This window comes from Thalassotalea sp. Sam97 (assembly GCF_041379765.1).
Taxonomy (GTDB): Bacteria; Pseudomonadota; Gammaproteobacteria; order Enterobacterales; family Alteromonadaceae; genus Thalassotalea_A; species Thalassotalea_A maritima.
On sequence record NZ_CP166919.1, the window covers coordinates 1,087,019 to 1,104,504 of the forward strand.

The following is a 17,486-nucleotide window of genomic DNA, read 5'->3' on the forward strand; positions in this document are numbered from 1 at the left end:
TTTAGCTTAGTCTAGCTATTTACCGCTGAATATACTCACTGGCTGTCATTTTATAGTAGGTCACATTGGCATAGTCAATTTCTACGGGATTAGGGTCGACTATTTCGATGTCTATTTGGTTGGTGAACGCTGCACGTAATGCCATCTGCGTGATGTTGACGCTAAACGAGGTGCCCATAAACACCATTTTATCGGCGTTATACATGCGTTGTTCGGCTTCACTAATACGATATAAATCGGTGTAGTATTCGTCAAACAACAAGACATACGGTTTGTAAGAAAAGTTTAGCTCAGGTCGCTTACTGGTTTTATTGATGCGAAAGATGTCTAACAGTGATTCACTTAAGTTCGCATCATCAACGTCATCCCACGGCGTTGTCAAGGTACTAACATGCTCACCTTGAGTATGATATAAGGTCATCTGGTCGAGACGACCGTGGATGGCGATATAGTTTCGGTTGCCCGCTTTACCGTCTAAGCCGTCAATGTTTTGAGTGATCAAATTTTTATCACTTAACCATTGATGTACAGCGTTGGGGCCATGGTTTCGATAGGCGGCAAAGCGATGGTAGTACCATTTTAAAAATTCAACCGGGTTGTTTTCATACATGGCCCGGGTGGCCATTTCCATCGGCGTGTAATTGACGCTGCCAATCGTCCAAAAACCATCCTCGCCACGAAAGGTTGGGATACCTGATTCGGCACTGACACCGGCACCCGTGATATAGAGCGTAGAATCCATAGAACAGAGGTAATTTATTAGAGAATTTGCATTTTACTATAATGCCATAAAGTTTATGTGTAAAATGGCACCAATTTTGGCAAAACGATTGTAGTTAGATGTTTGAATTAAAATACCATACCCCAAAAGAGTGGGCCGACGTTGCCCTAGAAGACTTTGATTCTTTTTTGCAAGACCATGCCGCAGCTGAGAAAAAAGCATCAGGCATGGCGGTATCTATGTTGTCACATTACCCTGATCGCACAAAATTAGTGCGGGCAATGACAGACCTAGCATTAGAAGAATTAATCCATTTTAAGCAAGTGTTAAAGCTGATGAGTGCGCGTAATGTGATTCAAGCAAATGACGAACGAGACGCGTATATCCACGAAATTCGTAAGCTGTTTCGTCGTGGCCGTGACGAGTTCTTATTAGATCGTTTGTTGGTTGCCGGTGTTATTGAAGCCCGTGGTCACGAGCGCTTTGCATTGATTGCTGAAGCCTTACCAGAAGGTCGTGACAAAAAGTTTTACGACGATATTGCCAAGTCTGAAGAAAAGCATAAAAACTTATTTGTTGAGCTGGCATTAGAGTATTTCCCTGAAGACGAAGTCTACAGTCGCTTAGAAGAAATTCTTATCGCCGAAGCCGAGATTTGCGAGAAGCTTCCATTTCGAGCAGCATTGCATTAACCGAAACAAAGATAATTATCCCGTTGCAATGGAGCGCTAATGACCAAATCTCAACGTGTTATTGATAAGTACTTACAGCAATACGCGGAATCTGAGGTGAGCTTGCTCGATTCGCTATCGCCAGGTCATGCTTACCAACAGGTGATTGTGATCCCTGCATATAAAGAAAGCGATGCCTTTGTGCATCGCTTTTTTGCATCTCGGCTAAGCCAAACGAGAACATTGTTGATTGTTGTCGTTAATCAGCCTCAGACAGATACTAACCAGCAGAGTCAAGAATTACTCTATCAGCAGTGCTTGCAGTTGGGTAAAATCACCTTTCGTAACGACAATATCAGCTTAGTTAACGTGCGTGCGAATAATAGTGATGTATTACTGATTGACCGATTTAACAAGCCAATTTCAGATAAACATGGTGTTGGTTTAGCACGCAAAATAGGCTGCGATTTAGCCGTTTCTCTGATAAATCAGGGGCTGATTACGAGCCGATTTATCCACTCAACCGATGCAGATGCGAGCTTGCCGGATAATTACTTTGATGGGGCGCATCACGCTGGTAAACAGGTGGTGGCGATCGGCTTTGAATTTAGGCATCAATCGAACGAACCGTTAATTCATCAAGCCAATGCGATATATGAGCAGGCGCTGCGTTATTATGTTCAAGGGTTAGCAAGTGCTGGCAGTCGTTATGCGTTTTTTACCATCGGCAGTACGTTAGCATTCGATGCTGTGGCATATTGTCAATGTCGTGGTTTTCCCAAACGCAGTGCCGGTGAAGACTTTTATCTATTAAATAAACTGGTCAAACTTGGCCACTATCAGTTTGCCCAAGACATAGTAATTCATTTACAAGCAAGAACATCTGATAGAGTGCCGTTTGGTACAGGACCTGCTGTCGCTCGAATTGTCGAGTTACTTAAACAGCAACAAGATTACCATTATTATCATCCCGAGGTGTTTACGGCTCTAGCAGAAGTTCTCAGCGCATTTAGTACGTTATACCGAGAGCGGGAACGACTTGAAGCATGGTATCAACAATTCCCTAGTACGATTGTGCAGGCATTAACAGGTATTGGCCTTGATAAGTTTGTGAATAGCCAGAAAACGACAAATGAGACACAGTTTTACAAGCAATTACATGGCTTTTTCGATGGCTTTAAAACGTTAAAGTTTATTCATGTTCTGCGTGAATTAGCGTACCCAGACACGCCACTATTTATCTGCAACAATGAAAAGCCTCCTTTAATTGGGCGCTTAATAAAATAAGAATCCCAGCAGTAGCTGGGATTCTTTATGTAATGTAGACCTTGTTTAACGATTAAAATTGCATCTCAGGTACGTGCTCAGGTACCACCATTTCACCAGCGGTTAAACGGACAATTTCTTCAACGCTAACGCCAGGAGCGCGTTCTAGCAAGTGGAATTTACCGTCTTTTATTTCAATAAAGGCCAAATCGGTTAATACCTTTTTGATACAGCCTTTACCGGTAAGTGGCAGGGTACACTCAGTTAATAGTTTCGAGTCGCCGTGTTTTGATGCGTGGGTCATGGTGACAATGATGTTGTCAGCGCCAGCCACTAAGTCCATTGCGCCGCCCATGCCTTTGATAAGTTTGCCTGGGATCATGTACGAGGCAATATTGCCGCTAACATCTACTTCAAAGGCACCTAATACGGTTAAATCAACATGACCACCACGGATCATGGCAAATGACTCGGCACTATCAAATAAAGATGCACCTTTGGCCATTGTTACGGTTTGTTTTCCGGCATTGATAAGGTCGGCATCAATCTCGTCTTCGGTAGGGAAGGGGCCCATACCTAACAAGCCATTTTCAGACTGCAACATAACTTCCATGCCTTCTGGTACGTAGTTAGCGACGAGCGTTGGAATACCGATACCTAAGTTAACATAATAACCATCTTCTAGTTCTTGAGCGACGCGCATCGCTAGTTGTTCACGAGTTAAAGCCATGGTTATTCTCCTTGTGTTGCACGCACGGTACGTTGTTCAATACGCTTTTCAAAATCGCCTTTGATTAAGCGGTTTACGTAAATACCTGGGGTGTGAATTTCGTTCGGATCAAGCTCTCCGGCTTCAACGATTTCTTCGACTTCAACAACGGTAATCTTACCCGCAGTAGCCGCCATTGGATTAAAGTTTCGCGCGGTATTACGGTACACTAAATTACCGTAGGTATCTGCTTTCCATGCTTTAACGATAGCGAAGTCCCCAGTAATAGATTCTTCAAGGATGTAATTACGACCGTTGAACTCACGTTCTTCTTTACCTTCGGCAACCGGCGTACCGTAACCTGTTGCAGTAAAGAATGCCGGAATACCCGCACCACCGGCACGCATTTTTTCAGCAAGGGTACCTTGTGGTGTAAGTTCTACGTCGAGTTCGCCCGCCATCATTTGCCGTTCAAACTCAGCGTTCTCGCCAACATACGAGGCAATGATCTTTTTGATTTGGCGATTGGGTAATAGCAAGCCTAAACCAAAATCATCGACACCACAGTTATTTGAAACAACCGTTAGGTCTTTGGTTTGTTTGTTTACGATTTCCTTGATCAGGTTTTCAGGAATGCCGCATAAACCAAAACCGCCGGCGATAACCGTCATACCATCTTCTAGGCCTGCCATCGCTTCTTCATACGAATTGACGACTTTATTAAATCCAGCCATTTATGTTCCCCATGTAGTTTGTGCCTTGCTATGGCAATATTTTATTATCTTGAGGGCTATATATTACTGCTATAACAACTCATTTTCGCAGATAAACTACCTAAGATTATGTGTTAACACAATGTTTAAACGCATTCGTACTACTAAAGAACCGGAAATAATTGTGGACAGGGTAACAACTGAGCAAGTTTGTCGGGATAATGAATGCAAGTAAGCCGCTAGCTGGCTTTATCGCCTTTATCTTTGCTGATACCCAACTCGTCAAAGCGCTGCTTAACCGCTTCTGATATCGACCATTTAGCTTCTTCAAGATCGGGGGAGCGGACCCAAAACCTGGCAATATACTTCACTTCAGACTCACCCAGCTCGTAGACTCTAGCATGCTTGTCTCGATCGTGTTCAACCACCGGGCTTTTATCTAGCTCTTGCGATATTGCAGATAGTATGGCTTTGGAGTCGCTGGTAAATGGCGCACTAAAAAATAAGTCCATGCGTACGTGTGGCTCGGAGGTAATATTGTGAATAATGTCTTTCCAAATGGTATTGTTCGGTACGGTTAAATGGTGATTTGCAGAGGTGAATATCGTCGTCGTTACCAATGTCATCGCTCGTACTCGACCTTCAAAGCCTGCAACACGAATTTTATCGCCAATATCATAAGGACGATAAATTAAGATCATGATCCCTGAGGCAAAGTTGGCGATGGTTTCCTGTAAAGCGAAACCGATAACAAAGCCCATAATACCTAAACCTGCCAGTAGTGGACCAACTTGTAGGCCCATTTTCGACAGGGCATAAAGTAACGCTAATAAAATCACTAAGCGACCGGAGCTGACGGTTAAAAAGTTACGCGCAAGTTCCGACATATTTGGTCTGCTGCGTTTTAAGCTGACACTGACGATATAACGTACCAACCGAGCGATAATAAACGCAGCAACGAAAATACCAATAAAGGTTACTAGACTGCCAATAATCCCCGGCCCTTGGCGACGTAACCATGTACGAAAGCTAATCCACCACTCGGTTACCAAGTGGGATAATACTTGTTCGTCGAGCACTTCTTCACTTAAGGTATTACGTGCTTGAATGACCGTTTTTTTGTACAGTGCCGCGGGTAATTTTAGATCTTCAAGCAGGGCGACCAGTTGTTGTAAGCGGTTTGCGTATTCTTGAATTTCTAAGTTGAGTAGGGCGGTTTGTGAGATAAGTTTTTTACCCGTTTCAGATTCGTTCCGTACTGCAGCTTTTTGTTTTTGCAGTTGCAGTAGCTTGTCTTCATTTAAGCCGATTAAGCCTGATAATGTATCTGATTGTTTTAATATCTTATCTTTTGCAATATCGAGGAACTTTTGGTTTTTTAAATCTAAAAACGATGATTTTCTTGATAAGTTTACCAGCGCGTAATACAAGTCTTCTTGGTAGCGGCGAGCTAAATTTAAGCGCCAGTTGAGTTGCTCAAGCCGAGATTTCGCGGGACCTGCATTGACTGTGAAAACACTTTGCCGCGCTGTCGCGATTTGTTCTTCTAATTCTCTAACCCGTTCATCACTGAGTTCGATGTCCGCATAAATATCAAGTAGAGCACTGGTTACGAGTGAGCGTGCCGATTTTTTGTAGTTGGCGATAAACGCCTCATCCTGATGATTTTTTACCTCATCAATATACTGCAATAGCAAGTTACGATAACGAGTTAACATCGTTTGCCGCTGTTTTTCCAAGGCTCGTTTTTGATAGCCTATGGTATCGCTACCTTCTTGATTAATTTGCTCGATTAATGCCTGATAATCATCTATTTCGGTTAATGTTTGTTGCAGGTTTTGCTCGATGGTGTCTTCTGATTTTGACGGAGGCTGTTGTTGCCAAGCATACACAGACACGCTCAAGCAGGCATGCATTAGAAACATAACAATAGCAAATGTAACGCTCCGCGAGTCGCTAAGCACAGCAGGCATTCCGATTAATGAAAAGGTACGTTTATTAACCATAGCAAAACACCACAGAAAACCGCGAGATTTTGTATTTGTATCAGTGTCGATTGTTGCCAGAGTATTGGCATAGAGTCATAAAATACTAAGGGAATCGTATTGATTAGGAGGAGCTGCCATGTGTTATGTTAACGGTAGCGATAAACAGGCAACGAAAAAAAACGGGGTAGCGATTTACGCTACCCCGTTTATGGTATTGATGTACTGGGTGTTGAAGTCGTTTATTTTACTTCTTCACCGGCTGCTTGCTTATCAGCGTGGTAACTTGAACGAACTAATGGACCACAAGCTGCGTGCTCAAAGCCCATTTTCATGGCTTCTTGACGGAACATTTCGAACTCATCAGGATGCACGTAACGTTCAACCGGTAAGTGGTGCTTACTTGGTTGCAGGTACTGACCGATGGTGAGCATTGTCACGCCATGGGCACGTAAATCGCGCATAACTTCAAGGATCTCTTCGTTGGTTTCGCCTAAACCTACCATCAAGCCGGACTTGGTTGGCACATTCGGGTTCGCTTCACCAAACTTTTTCAATAGATCCAATGACCACTGGTAGTTGGCACCTGGACGTGCTTTTTTGTATAAGCGCGGTGCGGTTTCCATATTGTGGTTAAATACGTGCGGTGGGTGAGCATTTAAAATCTCTAAGGCTTTATCCATACGACCACGGAAATCAGGTACTAAGATTTCGACTTTGGTGTGCGGTGCGTGCTCTTCGATTTCACGGATACAGTCAGCAAACTGCTGAGCACCGCCGTCACGCAAATCGTCACGGTCAACCGAGGTAATAACCACATATTTCAATGCCATGTCTTTTAACGTCATAGCCAATTTCTTCGGCTCTTCGCTATCTGGGGCTAATGGACGACCATGGCCAACATCGCAGAATGGACAACGACGGGTACAGATATCACCCAAAATCATAAATGTCGCGGTACCGTGGTTAAAACATTCCGCTAAGTTAGGGCATGATGCTTCTTCACATACCGAGTGTAAACCACCTTTGCGTAAGCCGGCTTTCACTTTGTCAATGTTTTCACTGGTGCGTGGCAATTTGATTTTTAACCACTCAGGTTTACGTAGCATGGTTTCACGTTCCGATGGAATTACTTGGATCGGAATGTGTTGCATTTTATCGGCATCGCGTAACTTAGTACCCGCGGCGACTTTACTGGTTTTTAAGCGCTCAGTATTGCTCATAGATCATCTAAACCTGTTTTATAAGAAACGTTATCAGCGGCTAATAAACGCTGAAATTGCTGTTGTAAACTTTGGCCGGCGTCTGCGACACTCTCTGGACCACCTAAGTCTTTGGTTTGAACCATCTCTAAACCAGCATAGCCACAAGGGTTAATACGTAAAAATGGTTCCATATCCATATTGATGTTAATTGCTAAGCCATGAAACGAGCAGCCTTTGCGCACTCGCAGACCTAAAGACGCAACTTTCTTTTCATCAACATACACCCCAGGAGCATCGGCTTTTGCGTAAGCATCAATGCCGTAGTCGGCAAGGCTAGCGACAATGCCATTCTCGATTAAGGTCACAAGTTCACGCACACCGATTTTTCGGCGTCGTAAATTGATCATAAAATAGATAACTTGCTGCCCTGGGCCGTGATAAGTTACTTGTCCGCCTCGGTCAACTTTTACCACAGGGATATCCCCAGGCATTAACAAGTGCTCTTCTTTACCTGCCTGGCCTTGGGTAAATACACGAGGGTGTTCAACTAACCAAAGTTCATCGGTAACGGTGTCATCACGATCATCGGTAAACGCTTGCATGGCATGCCATACCGTTTCGTAATCCATTGTGCCAAGTTGGCGAATAACCAAAGGTTGCGTCACGTTATATCCAAAGTTTGAAATTTAGGCGCCATTATAGCGGTAAAAAATAGAAAATCCACCGTCATTGCTGCGCTGCAGACAACGCTAGGTGGATAACTGTCAGCAAAAATTCACTTAGAATTTTCAGGGAGAACTCGAACTTCGTTTATAGTACGTAACGCACTTCTTCTATCGCAGACAATTCAGCATAAAGCTTCTCAATATGCTGTTGACTGCGCACGGTAACGGCAACCGATACTGAGTGGTAAGTCCCTTTGCTGCTTGGCTTTATTGTCGGTGCATAATCGCCCGGAGTATCTTGTTGCAATACCGCAACGACAAGGTCTGGTAGATGTGGCACAGCGACGCCCATCACTTTAAAATTAAATACGTATGGAAATTCAATAATTTTATCGAATCTGGCTTTCATAACATTCTCTTTATTGTGCCCATAGGGGCAGGGTTAACACGATATCGGTGGTTTACACGGTTAGCTGGCGCTTAAATGCTTGAAATTTGCTAAACAGCGCCCTTGCTACAGGGCCGATATTACCCTGACCGATTATTTTATCATCAATTTGCCTTACAGGGGAAATTTCTCTGCTCGAAGAGGTTATCCAAACTTCGTCAGCGGCAAATAAGTCATCTGTATATATGTCCTGTTGGTGCACTTTTAAACCCGCATTTTCGGCAATTTCAATAATCACATCGCGAGTGATACCACCAAGGATAAAATGATTGGCTTTTGGTGTGTAAATATTACTGTCTTTAACAACAAAGACGTTAGATGTCGAACCTTCAGTCACCAAACCATCGCGGTGTAAAATGGCTTCATCGTAGCCTCTAAGCTGGGCTTCATTACGCAACATAATGTTGGCTAACAGAGCGATACTTTTTACATCACAATGTTGCCAACGAATATCGTCTAGCAGTGTGGCTGTGCAACTATCGATGTGTTTTTCGTCGATATTCAATGGCGATGCCATAACCAAAACAGTGGGTACTTGCTGCTCTGCAAACACATGCTGGCGGTCGACGTCACTGCCACGAGTAAGCTGCAAGTAAATGGACATATGGCCAGCACCATTTTGCCTAATCACCTTGTTAATTATGTCGACCCATTGCTGATGACTATATGGATTGTCGATGTTTACTTTACTTAGGCAGTAATCGAGGCGCTGTAAGTGCTGCTCAAGGCGAAACGGTATGGCGTTATAGACAGGAATAACTTCATATACGCCGTCTGCAAACAAAAAGCCTCGGTCAAGGACCGAGACTTTTGCATCTTGCTTGGCGACAAACTGGCCGTTGAGATAAACAATATTCATGCGTGTTCGTCAACCCTTGCTACGGCTTTTCACTGCACCGGCAAGGGCTGAGAGCTCCTAAGGCTTACTGAATTTGTAGTTTAATATAGTCGATTAAGCGCGAGAAGATACTGCCTTCGTTGACTTCTTGTAGTGTAACGAGTGGGTACTCGGCAATTTGCTCACCATCGAGCGACAATGATACCGTACCTACAACTTCACCTTTAGCAAGAGGCGCGGTAAGTTGTTTATCTAGCTTAACGTTGGCTTCTAAGTTTTTCTTTTGACCACGAGGAATGGTGATAGACACATCCGACATAACACCTAAGTCGACTTCTTTAATGTCACCCATCCATACTCGATTACGAGCAAAGCTGTCGCCGGCACTGTATGGAGTAACGGTTTCAAAAAAGCGGAAACCATAATTTAGTAGTTTTTTACTTTCAATTTTGCGTGCTTGTGCGCTGTCGGTTCCCATTACCACAGCAACGAGGCGCATATCACCCTTAGTTGCACTGGTTACAAGGTTGTAGCCAGCTTTTGAGTGATGACCGGTTTTTAAACCATCAACATTTAAGCTCTTGTCCCATAACAGGCTATTACGGTTGTATTGTTTGATGTTGTTGTAGGTGAATGATTTTTGCTTGTACAGGGCATATTCTTCCGGTACATCGCGGATCAGTGCGCTAGCCAAGGTTGCCATATCACGTGGCGTGGTATAGTGCTCATCACCACTTAGGCCATGCGAGTTTTCAAAATTTGAACCGAACATTTCTAATTGCTGTGCATACGCATTCATCATATCAGCAAAGGCGCCTTCACTGCCGGCAATATGTTCAGCGATAGCCACACAAGCATCGTTACCTGAAGCAACAATAATACCTTGATTTAATAAGTTAACACTAACTTCAGTGCCCACTTCAATGAACATTTTTGACGAGTCAGGGAAGTTTTTTGCCCAAGCGTTTTCACTGATTAACACCTTGTCATCGTTAGCAATGTTACCTGCTTGAATTTCTTTACCGACGATGTAGCTGGTCATCATCTTAGTTAAAGATGCTGGCTCTAGTTGTATATCAGCATTACCTTCAGCAATAACGTAACCTGTGGCGTGATCTAAAAGAATATAGCCTTCAGCATTAATTTGTGGTGGTGCCGGAATAACATCCGCTACGGCAAATGATGAGGTGGTGGTTAGCAGAACCCCGGAGAAAAGTTGAATCAATTTATTAGCTGATTTGCTCATTATAAACCTGTATTTTGAAAATAGTTATGTCGTTTCATGAGTTGTCGTCCGCAGTGTGATGATAGCTAAAAACCATTATTCTAACCGTGTTAGCGGTTTATTTAACTGTTATAGGGGACGACGATAAAATTGTCGAACAGTATAGCAATTATGGCGTCGATGTTAACCGTCAAGGGCGATTATTTGTGAATTTGTTGCCCTTGCTAGCGCTATTTTAGCGAAAATAGTGGGTATGCTTCTGGGTAACCTTGGTTGTGTAGACTTGCCAATAACTGCTTTGCTTGCTCTGCACTTGATATTGGTCCTATTTGCACGCGAAAAAGTTCATTTTTTTCGCTCAATGAAACAGGAACTTGCATTAAAAATCGCATGCCTTTGGCGGTATTGTCAGCCAACGTTTTATTACGAGTCACCAATACATGAATGTAGGGCTTAAAAAACGCACTATTGGTTGTTAATTGTGTTGCGTGCGGTTTGGTGGGTTTAACTGGGGTGACTTTGGCAACTTGTGATTGACTGGCCTGCTCTGGTTCAGTAACAAAGCGACTAATGTTACTCCGGGTAATGGCTTCAACCTTAACGCGCGCGGTTCCTTTATCCAGCATACCCAGTTTATATGCGGCGCTGTAGGAGAGATCAATCAATCGGTCTTGATGAAATGGACCACGGTCATTCACACGGACAATGATCTTACGGTTATTGGCTAAATTAGTGACTTGCGCGTATGTAGGTAGTGGCAGCGATTTATGGGCCGCACTAAAGCCGTACATGTCGTAGATTTCACCATTGGATGTTAAGTGGCCATGAAACTTTTTACCATACCATGAGGCGATACCTGTTTCGCTATAACCCTCTGCACTGCTCATCACTTGATAAGGAACACCAAATACTCGGTAATCTTTATTGCCTCCACGACTCTTTTCCAACACCTTAGGTTGGGGCTCTTGTAGCTCTTGCTCAGTAGGTAGTCGAGTAGGAATGGAATCGTGCTTTTGTGAATATCGTGATGACGTCTGACAACCGAACATGCTTATTGTTACAAGCATTAAGGCCGCGGAAAAAAGCAGACGCTTAGCAAAAGGTATTGTCATTATTGGTATTAAACAGTGTGTCGACGACTTAATAGCCTCAATATAATGTACCGAATCGAGCGATACAAGAGCGACGATAGCGAAATATCGTATTTATACCAATCACATTAAGTTATTGCTCACTCAGTGAGAATTTAAAGGCTTTTTAGCCAGTTGCATAGATTAGTTATGAGATCAAACGTCGATGGGTACTAATCGCCATTAAAACACCAAACCCTGCCATCAGTGTCACCATTGAGGTACCGCCATAACTTACCAAGGGTAGCGGGACGCCTACTACCGGCAATATGCCTGAAACCATGCCGATATTAACAAATACATAAACGAAAAACGTCAGTGTCAGGCTTCCTGCTAAGAGCTTGGTAAAGGCTTCTTGTGCATTCACGGCAATCCATAAACCACGCACAACTATGTATAAATAAATCAGTAATAAGCCGATCACCCCAAATAAACCAAACTCTTCACTAAATACGGCAAAAATAAAGTCAGTATGCCGTTCCGGCAAAAATTCAAGTTGAGATTGGGTACCTTGTAGCCAACCTTTACCTGATAGTCCACCCGAGCCTATAGCAATTTTCGATTGGATAATATGGTAACCAGCGCCTAGCGGGTCTTCCTCCGGGTTTAAAAAGGTGAGTACTCGTTGCTTTTGATAATCGCGCATCAAAAACATCCACAATATTGGCAAAAAGGCAGATAGTAAGCCCGCACATACGCCAATTAAACGCCAGCTTGCACCGGCCAGAAACAGTACGAAGATACCAGAACTTGCTACCAGTAACGAGGTACCCAGATCTGGTTGCTTGGCAATAAGCAGGGTTGGGATCATAACCAACGCAAACGCGATAACAATGTGCTTGGTTTTCGCCGGTAAATCGTAGCGTGAAATAAACCAAGCGGTGGTCATCGGCACCACTAATTTCATGATCTCAGAAGGCTGAAAGCGGGTAAAACCTAGGTCAAGCCAGCGTTGTGCGCCTTTACTGGCATAACCAAAAAGTAATACACAAACGAGCAGTAATAGACCTATCACAAAAATTGCAAAAACCCAGCGTTGATAGAACGATGGCGGTATTTGCGCGACAACGAACATCACACCAAGGGCAACGCCAAGACGAATAACCTGCCGAACCACGAGATCCATATCCTGACCACCTGCACTATAAATAACCGCAAGGCCTAGCGACATGAGCACCAATAAACCAAATAGCAGCGGTAAATCAATATGAATGCGCTCCATTAAGGTTTTTCGTTTAGCGTGGTCTTGGCCTGTGTTTCGTATCATCTGTTTTCGTTTCTAGGTTATTGGTTAGGTGGCGTAATCAGTTGTTGCTGACCAAGCTGTTGTTGATTGGCAAAGTATTGATCCATAATTTGCCTTGCAACGGGACCTGCATTCGAACCGCCACCACCAACGGCGACATTCTCTATGGCGATAGCAACAACGATTTCCGGTTTCTTTGCCGGCGCGTAGGCAATAAACATGGCGTTGTCTCGTTGGCTTTCTGAGATTTTACTGGCATCGTATTCGACATCTTCATCTCGGCCAACAACTTCCCCGGTTCCTGATTTACCTGCAGCATCGTAGGTTGTGCCTAAAAAGGCATTATAGCCGGTACCTGCAGGGTGCTTGACCGTCGCGTGCATTGTATCGAGGATGATATCCCAGTTTTTGTTATTGTTTAATACGATGGGGGGTTTCTCATTAACGGTAAAGGCTACGGTATTTTTCTCAATTGCCGCATTCATTGCGATGCCTTCATCATCAAGCGCGGAAGAATCATCGTTGTTAACCTCAACAGGCTCATGAAAATACGAAACAAAATGCGGTTCAATAACCTGTCCTTTATTGACCAATATACTGGTTGCTTGAGCTAATTGCATTGGCGTTACGGTCCAAAAACCCTGACCAATACCAATGTTTACCGTATCTCCATGGTACCAAGGCTGATTGTAGCGAGCACGCTTCCAACCTCGGCTTGGTAATATAGCCGCGCTTTCTTCGAGTATATCGATACCAGTGCGTTCACCAAAACCAAATTTGGCCATGTTTTCGCTGATTCGGTCGACACCAATTTTATAGGCTAAATCATAGAAGTAGGTATTACACGAACGCATTACCGCTTCTTCTAAGTTAACCCAACCGTGTCCCCACTTTAAATGGTCGCGGTATTTACGCGTGCCATTTTGTAGGCGGAACCAGCCCGGATCCCATAGTTTGAAGCTTTGGTTAATTATTTTTTCTTCCAGACCGATTAAGCCCAAAAAGGGCTTGATAGTCGATGCGGGTGGATAAGTGCCTTTCGTAGCACGGTTAATCAGCGGTCTGTCTTTATTTTGTAGCGCTTTGTAGTCTATAGATGAAATACCGTGAACAAACAAGTTACCGTCATAACTTGGATTAGAATAAAAGGCTAAAATCCCGCCATCGCGAGGGTCAATCGCGACAACTGCGCCGCGTCTATCGGTAAGGGCGCGTTTGGCTATCATTTGTAATTCAATATCAAGACTTAACGTTAAGTCTTTGCCAGGCACTGGTGGTGTATAACTTAGCGTTCTAAGCACACGACCACGGTTATTAACTTCCACTTCTTGGTAGCCCATTTGCCCGTGCAGATCTTGCTCGTAGTAACGTTCAATGCCCAGTTTGCCGATATCTCGAGTCGCTTGGTATTGCTCAATTAAGCCGTTTTCTTCAAGGTGTAATAAATCGCGACTGTTTATTTTGGCAACGTAACCTAGCGAATGCGTGGTTAACTCAGCAAACGGGTAATGGCGTTTTAAATGGGCTTCGATGATAACACCGGGTAGGCGGTGTTGATTGACTGAAATCTTAGCGACATCATCTTCACTAAGTCGAGATACTAACTCGAGCGGTTTGAAGCGGCGTTTATAGCGCATCGATTCGATAAAATTTTGCTTTTGTTCATCACTAACCTCGATAAGCTCGGCTAATTCATTGAGTGTTGAGTCAATATTGTCAACATCCTCCGGAATTATGGCAAGTGAATACACCGGTTTGTTTTGTGCCAAAATCACACCATTACGGTCGTAAATAAGACCGCGGTTTGGTGCGACAGGTAATACCTTTATTCGGTTTTTATTGGAATGTGTTTGGTATTTTTCATAATTGGTTACCTCAAGATCATAAATGTTGTTAAACAAAACCAGTAATAACACGACCACACCCAGTAAGGTGATGAAGGTACGCCGTGCAAACAGGTTTGCTTCGGCGCTATGATTTTTGATGGTAACTCGACGTGCCGGCAAAGTGATTACTCGCGATGATACGGATGATTGTTATTGATGCTCCAAGCACGATAGAGACTCTCGGCAATCATGACGCGAACCATAGGGTGTGGTAAAGTCAGAGGTGATAATGACCATTTTTGCTCAGATGCTTTAATGCATGCTGGGGCTAAGCCTTCAGGGCCGCCAACCAACAAAGCGACATCACGACCATCCATTTGCCAGCCGTGTAATTGTTTGGCAAGTTGTGGCGTCGTCCATGGCTTACCTTCTACCTCTAGGGTAACAATGCGAGCGCCTTTAGGAACGGCAGCTAAGGTCTGTTCACCTTCTTTTTCTAGGATGCGGGCGATATCGGCATTTTTACCACGTTTACCTGGTGTGATTTCCACCAATTCAAAGGTTAAATCGCGAGGAAAACGGCGGGCATACTCATTAAATCCTTCCGTTATCCATTTTGGCATTTTGTTACCAACGGCAATTAAGGTTAAACGCATAATGACTAATGCTCGGACCAAAGTTTTTCAAGTTGATAAAAGTCGCGACATTCATCGGTCATTACATGGACTACGACATCGCCTAAATCGAGTAGACACCACTCACCAACATCACCACCTTCAAGACCTAAGGTGTCAACATCAGTCTGTTTGATTTCGGTATGTAGGTTGTCGACAATTGATTTTACATGGCGGGTAGAGTTACCAGAGCAAATGACCATATAATCGGTGAAACTGGCACGTTCTTCGACATCAAGTGTGACAATGTCACGGGCTTTCATGTTTTCAAGTTGTTCAATAACAAATTCGACAAGTTGTTGGCTTTGCAAGCTACTTCCTTATTGGGGTTATTAATAGTGATATAAGCGACAGCTGATGGCAGGAAAATAATTAGGCGCCTAAAGATCAAGCTAAGTCGCTCAAAGAATCACTATTCTAGCTCGAACATAGCGTAAATAACAGTACTTATTTAGCGCTGATATAGCTGATTTTGCTCGATGTAATCGGCAATATAAGAGGGCAAAAAGCGCTGACAATTTTGCTTTTGTAGAAGTTGTTGGCGAATTTGTGTTGAAGAGATATCAACTTGACGAGTCTCCACCATTAATATTTGTCCAGCTGCAAGGTGGTTAACATCGTTTATATTGCGGGTTATGCGATGTTTTATTGTCTCGTCAACATGCAGGCTGTTATATCCTGGGCGAGTACTGACCACGAAATGACAGAGTGTAAATAACTCGTCAATTTGATACCACGTATGCAAGCTTAATAGAGAATCGGTACCAATAAAGAAAAACAATTGTGCAGTTGGGTATTGTTGCTTGAGCTCTTTAATGGAGTTAACGGTATATGAAGGCTCATGGCGTTGTAATTCTCTCGCGTCAACGACAAATAATGGATTTTGCTCAGCGACCAGTCGAGTCATTTGTAATCGTTGCTCAGCATTGGCATGGGTTGATGATTTATGAGGGGGCAAATGCGCTGGCATTAATAACACATGGCTGAGTGTGAGCGCATTGGCTAAATCTTCACAAGGAAGAATATGCCCTAAATGAATCGGATCGAAGGTACCACCAAAAATGCCAAGACGCTGAGCTCCTAATGTTTCGTTTAGATTGCTGGTCATTAGGCTATGTATTCGTAGTCCAGTGGCAGGGTTTGTGTAGCGTGACCATGATACAAACTAATGCAAACATCACTTAGCAAGATAAATACATCGAAGTCACTGGCGGTTTTACTGATTAAATCGACTTGCGCAAGGCGCATTTTCGCATGCTTAATGTTAGCTAGCGTCATTGTTGCTAATGCGTGTTGATAAAGAGGCTTTTTCTTATCCCAAACTTTAAATTGTTTAAACACATCGCCTTGCTGGGCACCAGATTTTAGCATGAGATGCATTTTTTCCAGTTCGGTGATTTGTCGATGTAAAACCCAAATAAGTTGCTGCGCCGCTATACCTTCGTGTTTCATCTGCGTTAGCATGTCTTGAATTTGACTGAGTTGGCCAGCAAGCAATGCATCGGTTAATTGAAACGGCGTAAATTTGGCTTGGCGGATCAGTAATTGTTCGAGCGCATCAACATCAAGGTAGTGTTGTCCATAGAGCAATGCTAATTTTTCTAATTCTTGTGCCAGAGCAGGGGTGTTGCCAGCAAAAAAGTCAATGAGCATGCGCTGCGCATCGTGACTCATTTTGATATTTAAGCGCTGGCATTGTTGATTTAACCAAATGCTCAGGCCTTTGCCTTCTAATTCATATACTGGAATATAGGTGCCAGCTTGCTCAATGGCTTTAAACCATTTTTTTCGAGCGGTAGCGCTATCGAGTTTGCCACCGTGGACAATCAACAAGACATCAGTTTGCTGCGCTTTTTGCAATGTAGCAATATCGATTAAGATATTGCTCGCTTTATCATCGAGCTTAGCTGAGCCAAGATCAATCTCAATAATACGTAAGCTAGCAAACAGGCTTAAGCTTTGAAACTCGGCCATAACATCGGCAAAGTCAAAGCTTTCCTCAACGCTAAAGCGGATCAGTTCATCGTAGCCTTGCTGCTTGGCGACTTGCTTAATTTGTGCAAGGGCATCATTTTTTTGCCAAGGTTCATCACCAAAAATAGCAAAGGTATTCGCCAGAGATTGACTTAATTGTTTGCTTAATTGACTGTGATATATACGCATG

General features: G+C 43.5%; 18 protein-coding genes. 2 read left to right on the top strand and 16 right to left on the bottom strand.

Annotation, left to right across the window (positions count from 1 at the left end; translation table 11 throughout):
* Positions 1–19: 19 nt before the first annotated feature.
* The gene (locus tag ACAX20_RS04775; RefSeq protein ID WP_371188972.1) at positions 20–742 is read right to left on the bottom strand and encodes an NAD-dependent deacetylase; all 723 of its coding nucleotides are present in this window, start codon (positions 740–742) and stop codon (positions 20–22) included.
* Between the two features lie 98 nt (positions 743–840).
* On the opposite strand from ACAX20_RS04775, the gene ACAX20_RS04780 reads away from it, so the two are divergent.
* Positions 841–1,413, top strand: coding sequence for a tRNA-(ms[2]io[6]A)-hydroxylase (locus tag ACAX20_RS04780; protein ID WP_371188973.1), 573 nt, complete (start codon positions 841–843; stop codon positions 1,411–1,413).
* A gap of 39 nt (positions 1,414–1,452) precedes the next feature.
* On the top strand, positions 1,453–2,679 hold the full coding sequence (locus ACAX20_RS04785) for a hypothetical protein (protein ID WP_371188974.1): 1,227 nt from the start codon (positions 1,453–1,455) through the stop codon (positions 2,677–2,679).
* A gap of 52 nt (positions 2,680–2,731) precedes the next feature.
* Here the strand turns inward: ACAX20_RS04785 and ACAX20_RS04790 are convergent, their stop codons facing one another.
* From ACAX20_RS04790 to holA, 15 genes are all read right to left on the bottom strand, one after another.
* Positions 2,732–3,388, bottom strand: a complete 657-nt coding sequence (locus tag ACAX20_RS04790) for a 3-oxoacid CoA-transferase subunit B (protein WP_371188975.1) — start codon at positions 3,386–3,388, stop codon at positions 2,732–2,734.
* Positions 3,389–3,390: 2 nt separating this feature from the next.
* A complete protein-coding gene (locus tag ACAX20_RS04795; RefSeq protein WP_371188977.1) occupies positions 3,391–4,101 on the bottom strand; it encodes a CoA transferase subunit A in 711 nt (236 codons plus the stop codon).
* A 218-nt stretch (positions 4,102–4,319) separates the two neighbouring features.
* Entirely contained in the window at positions 4,320–6,086 is a 1,767-nt protein-coding gene (locus tag ACAX20_RS04800; protein ID WP_371188978.1) for a mechanosensitive ion channel domain-containing protein, read from the bottom strand.
* Between the two features lie 221 nt (positions 6,087–6,307).
* Complete coding sequence (gene lipA, locus ACAX20_RS04805; RefSeq protein WP_371188979.1) at positions 6,308–7,288, bottom strand: lipoyl synthase; 981 nt, start codon at positions 7,286–7,288, stop codon at positions 6,308–6,310.
* Entirely contained in the window at positions 7,285–7,899 is a 615-nt protein-coding gene (gene lipB / locus ACAX20_RS04810; protein WP_371189582.1) for a lipoyl(octanoyl) transferase LipB, read from the bottom strand. Before lipB ends, lipA begins: the two co-directional genes overlap by 4 nt.
* 181 nt (positions 7,900–8,080) lie before the next feature.
* The gene (gene ybeD / locus ACAX20_RS04815) at positions 8,081–8,344 is read right to left on the bottom strand and encodes a DUF493 family protein YbeD (RefSeq protein WP_371188980.1); all 264 of its coding nucleotides are present in this window, start codon (positions 8,342–8,344) and stop codon (positions 8,081–8,083) included.
* Positions 8,345–8,396: 52 nt separating this feature from the next.
* Positions 8,397–9,242 (bottom strand): D-amino acid aminotransferase, encoded by an 846-nt coding sequence (locus ACAX20_RS04820; RefSeq protein WP_371188981.1) that lies wholly within the window; start codon positions 9,240–9,242, stop codon positions 8,397–8,399.
* Positions 9,243–9,306: 64 nt separating this feature from the next.
* Positions 9,307–10,467, bottom strand: coding sequence for a serine hydrolase (locus ACAX20_RS04825; protein ID WP_371188982.1), 1,161 nt, complete (start codon positions 10,465–10,467; stop codon positions 9,307–9,309).
* A 209-nt stretch (positions 10,468–10,676) separates the two neighbouring features.
* The gene (locus ACAX20_RS04830) at positions 10,677–11,513 is read right to left on the bottom strand and encodes a septal ring lytic transglycosylase RlpA family protein (RefSeq protein ID WP_371188983.1); all 837 of its coding nucleotides are present in this window, start codon (positions 11,511–11,513) and stop codon (positions 10,677–10,679) included.
* A 211-nt stretch (positions 11,514–11,724) separates the two neighbouring features.
* On the bottom strand, positions 11,725–12,843 hold the full coding sequence (rodA, locus tag ACAX20_RS04835) for a rod shape-determining protein RodA (protein WP_371188984.1): 1,119 nt from the start codon (positions 12,841–12,843) through the stop codon (positions 11,725–11,727).
* Positions 12,844–12,860: 17 nt separating this feature from the next.
* Positions 12,861–14,828, bottom strand: coding sequence for a penicillin-binding protein 2 (mrdA, locus tag ACAX20_RS04840; protein WP_371188985.1), 1,968 nt, complete (start codon positions 14,826–14,828; stop codon positions 12,861–12,863).
* A gap of 5 nt (positions 14,829–14,833) precedes the next feature.
* On the bottom strand, positions 14,834–15,304 hold the full coding sequence (gene rlmH / locus ACAX20_RS04845) for a 23S rRNA (pseudouridine(1915)-N(3))-methyltransferase RlmH (protein WP_371188986.1): 471 nt from the start codon (positions 15,302–15,304) through the stop codon (positions 14,834–14,836).
* Positions 15,305–15,309: 5 nt separating this feature from the next.
* Complete coding sequence (rsfS, locus tag ACAX20_RS04850) at positions 15,310–15,633, bottom strand: ribosome silencing factor (protein WP_371188987.1); 324 nt, start codon at positions 15,631–15,633, stop codon at positions 15,310–15,312.
* A 140-nt stretch (positions 15,634–15,773) separates the two neighbouring features.
* Positions 15,774–16,430 (bottom strand): nicotinate-nucleotide adenylyltransferase, encoded by a 657-nt coding sequence (gene nadD / locus ACAX20_RS04855; protein WP_371188988.1) that lies wholly within the window; start codon positions 16,428–16,430, stop codon positions 15,774–15,776.
* Entirely contained in the window at positions 16,430–17,485 is a 1,056-nt protein-coding gene (gene holA / locus ACAX20_RS04860) for a DNA polymerase III subunit delta (protein WP_371188989.1), read from the bottom strand. Before holA ends, nadD begins: the two co-directional genes overlap by 1 nt.
* Position 17,486 lies beyond the last annotated feature (1 nt).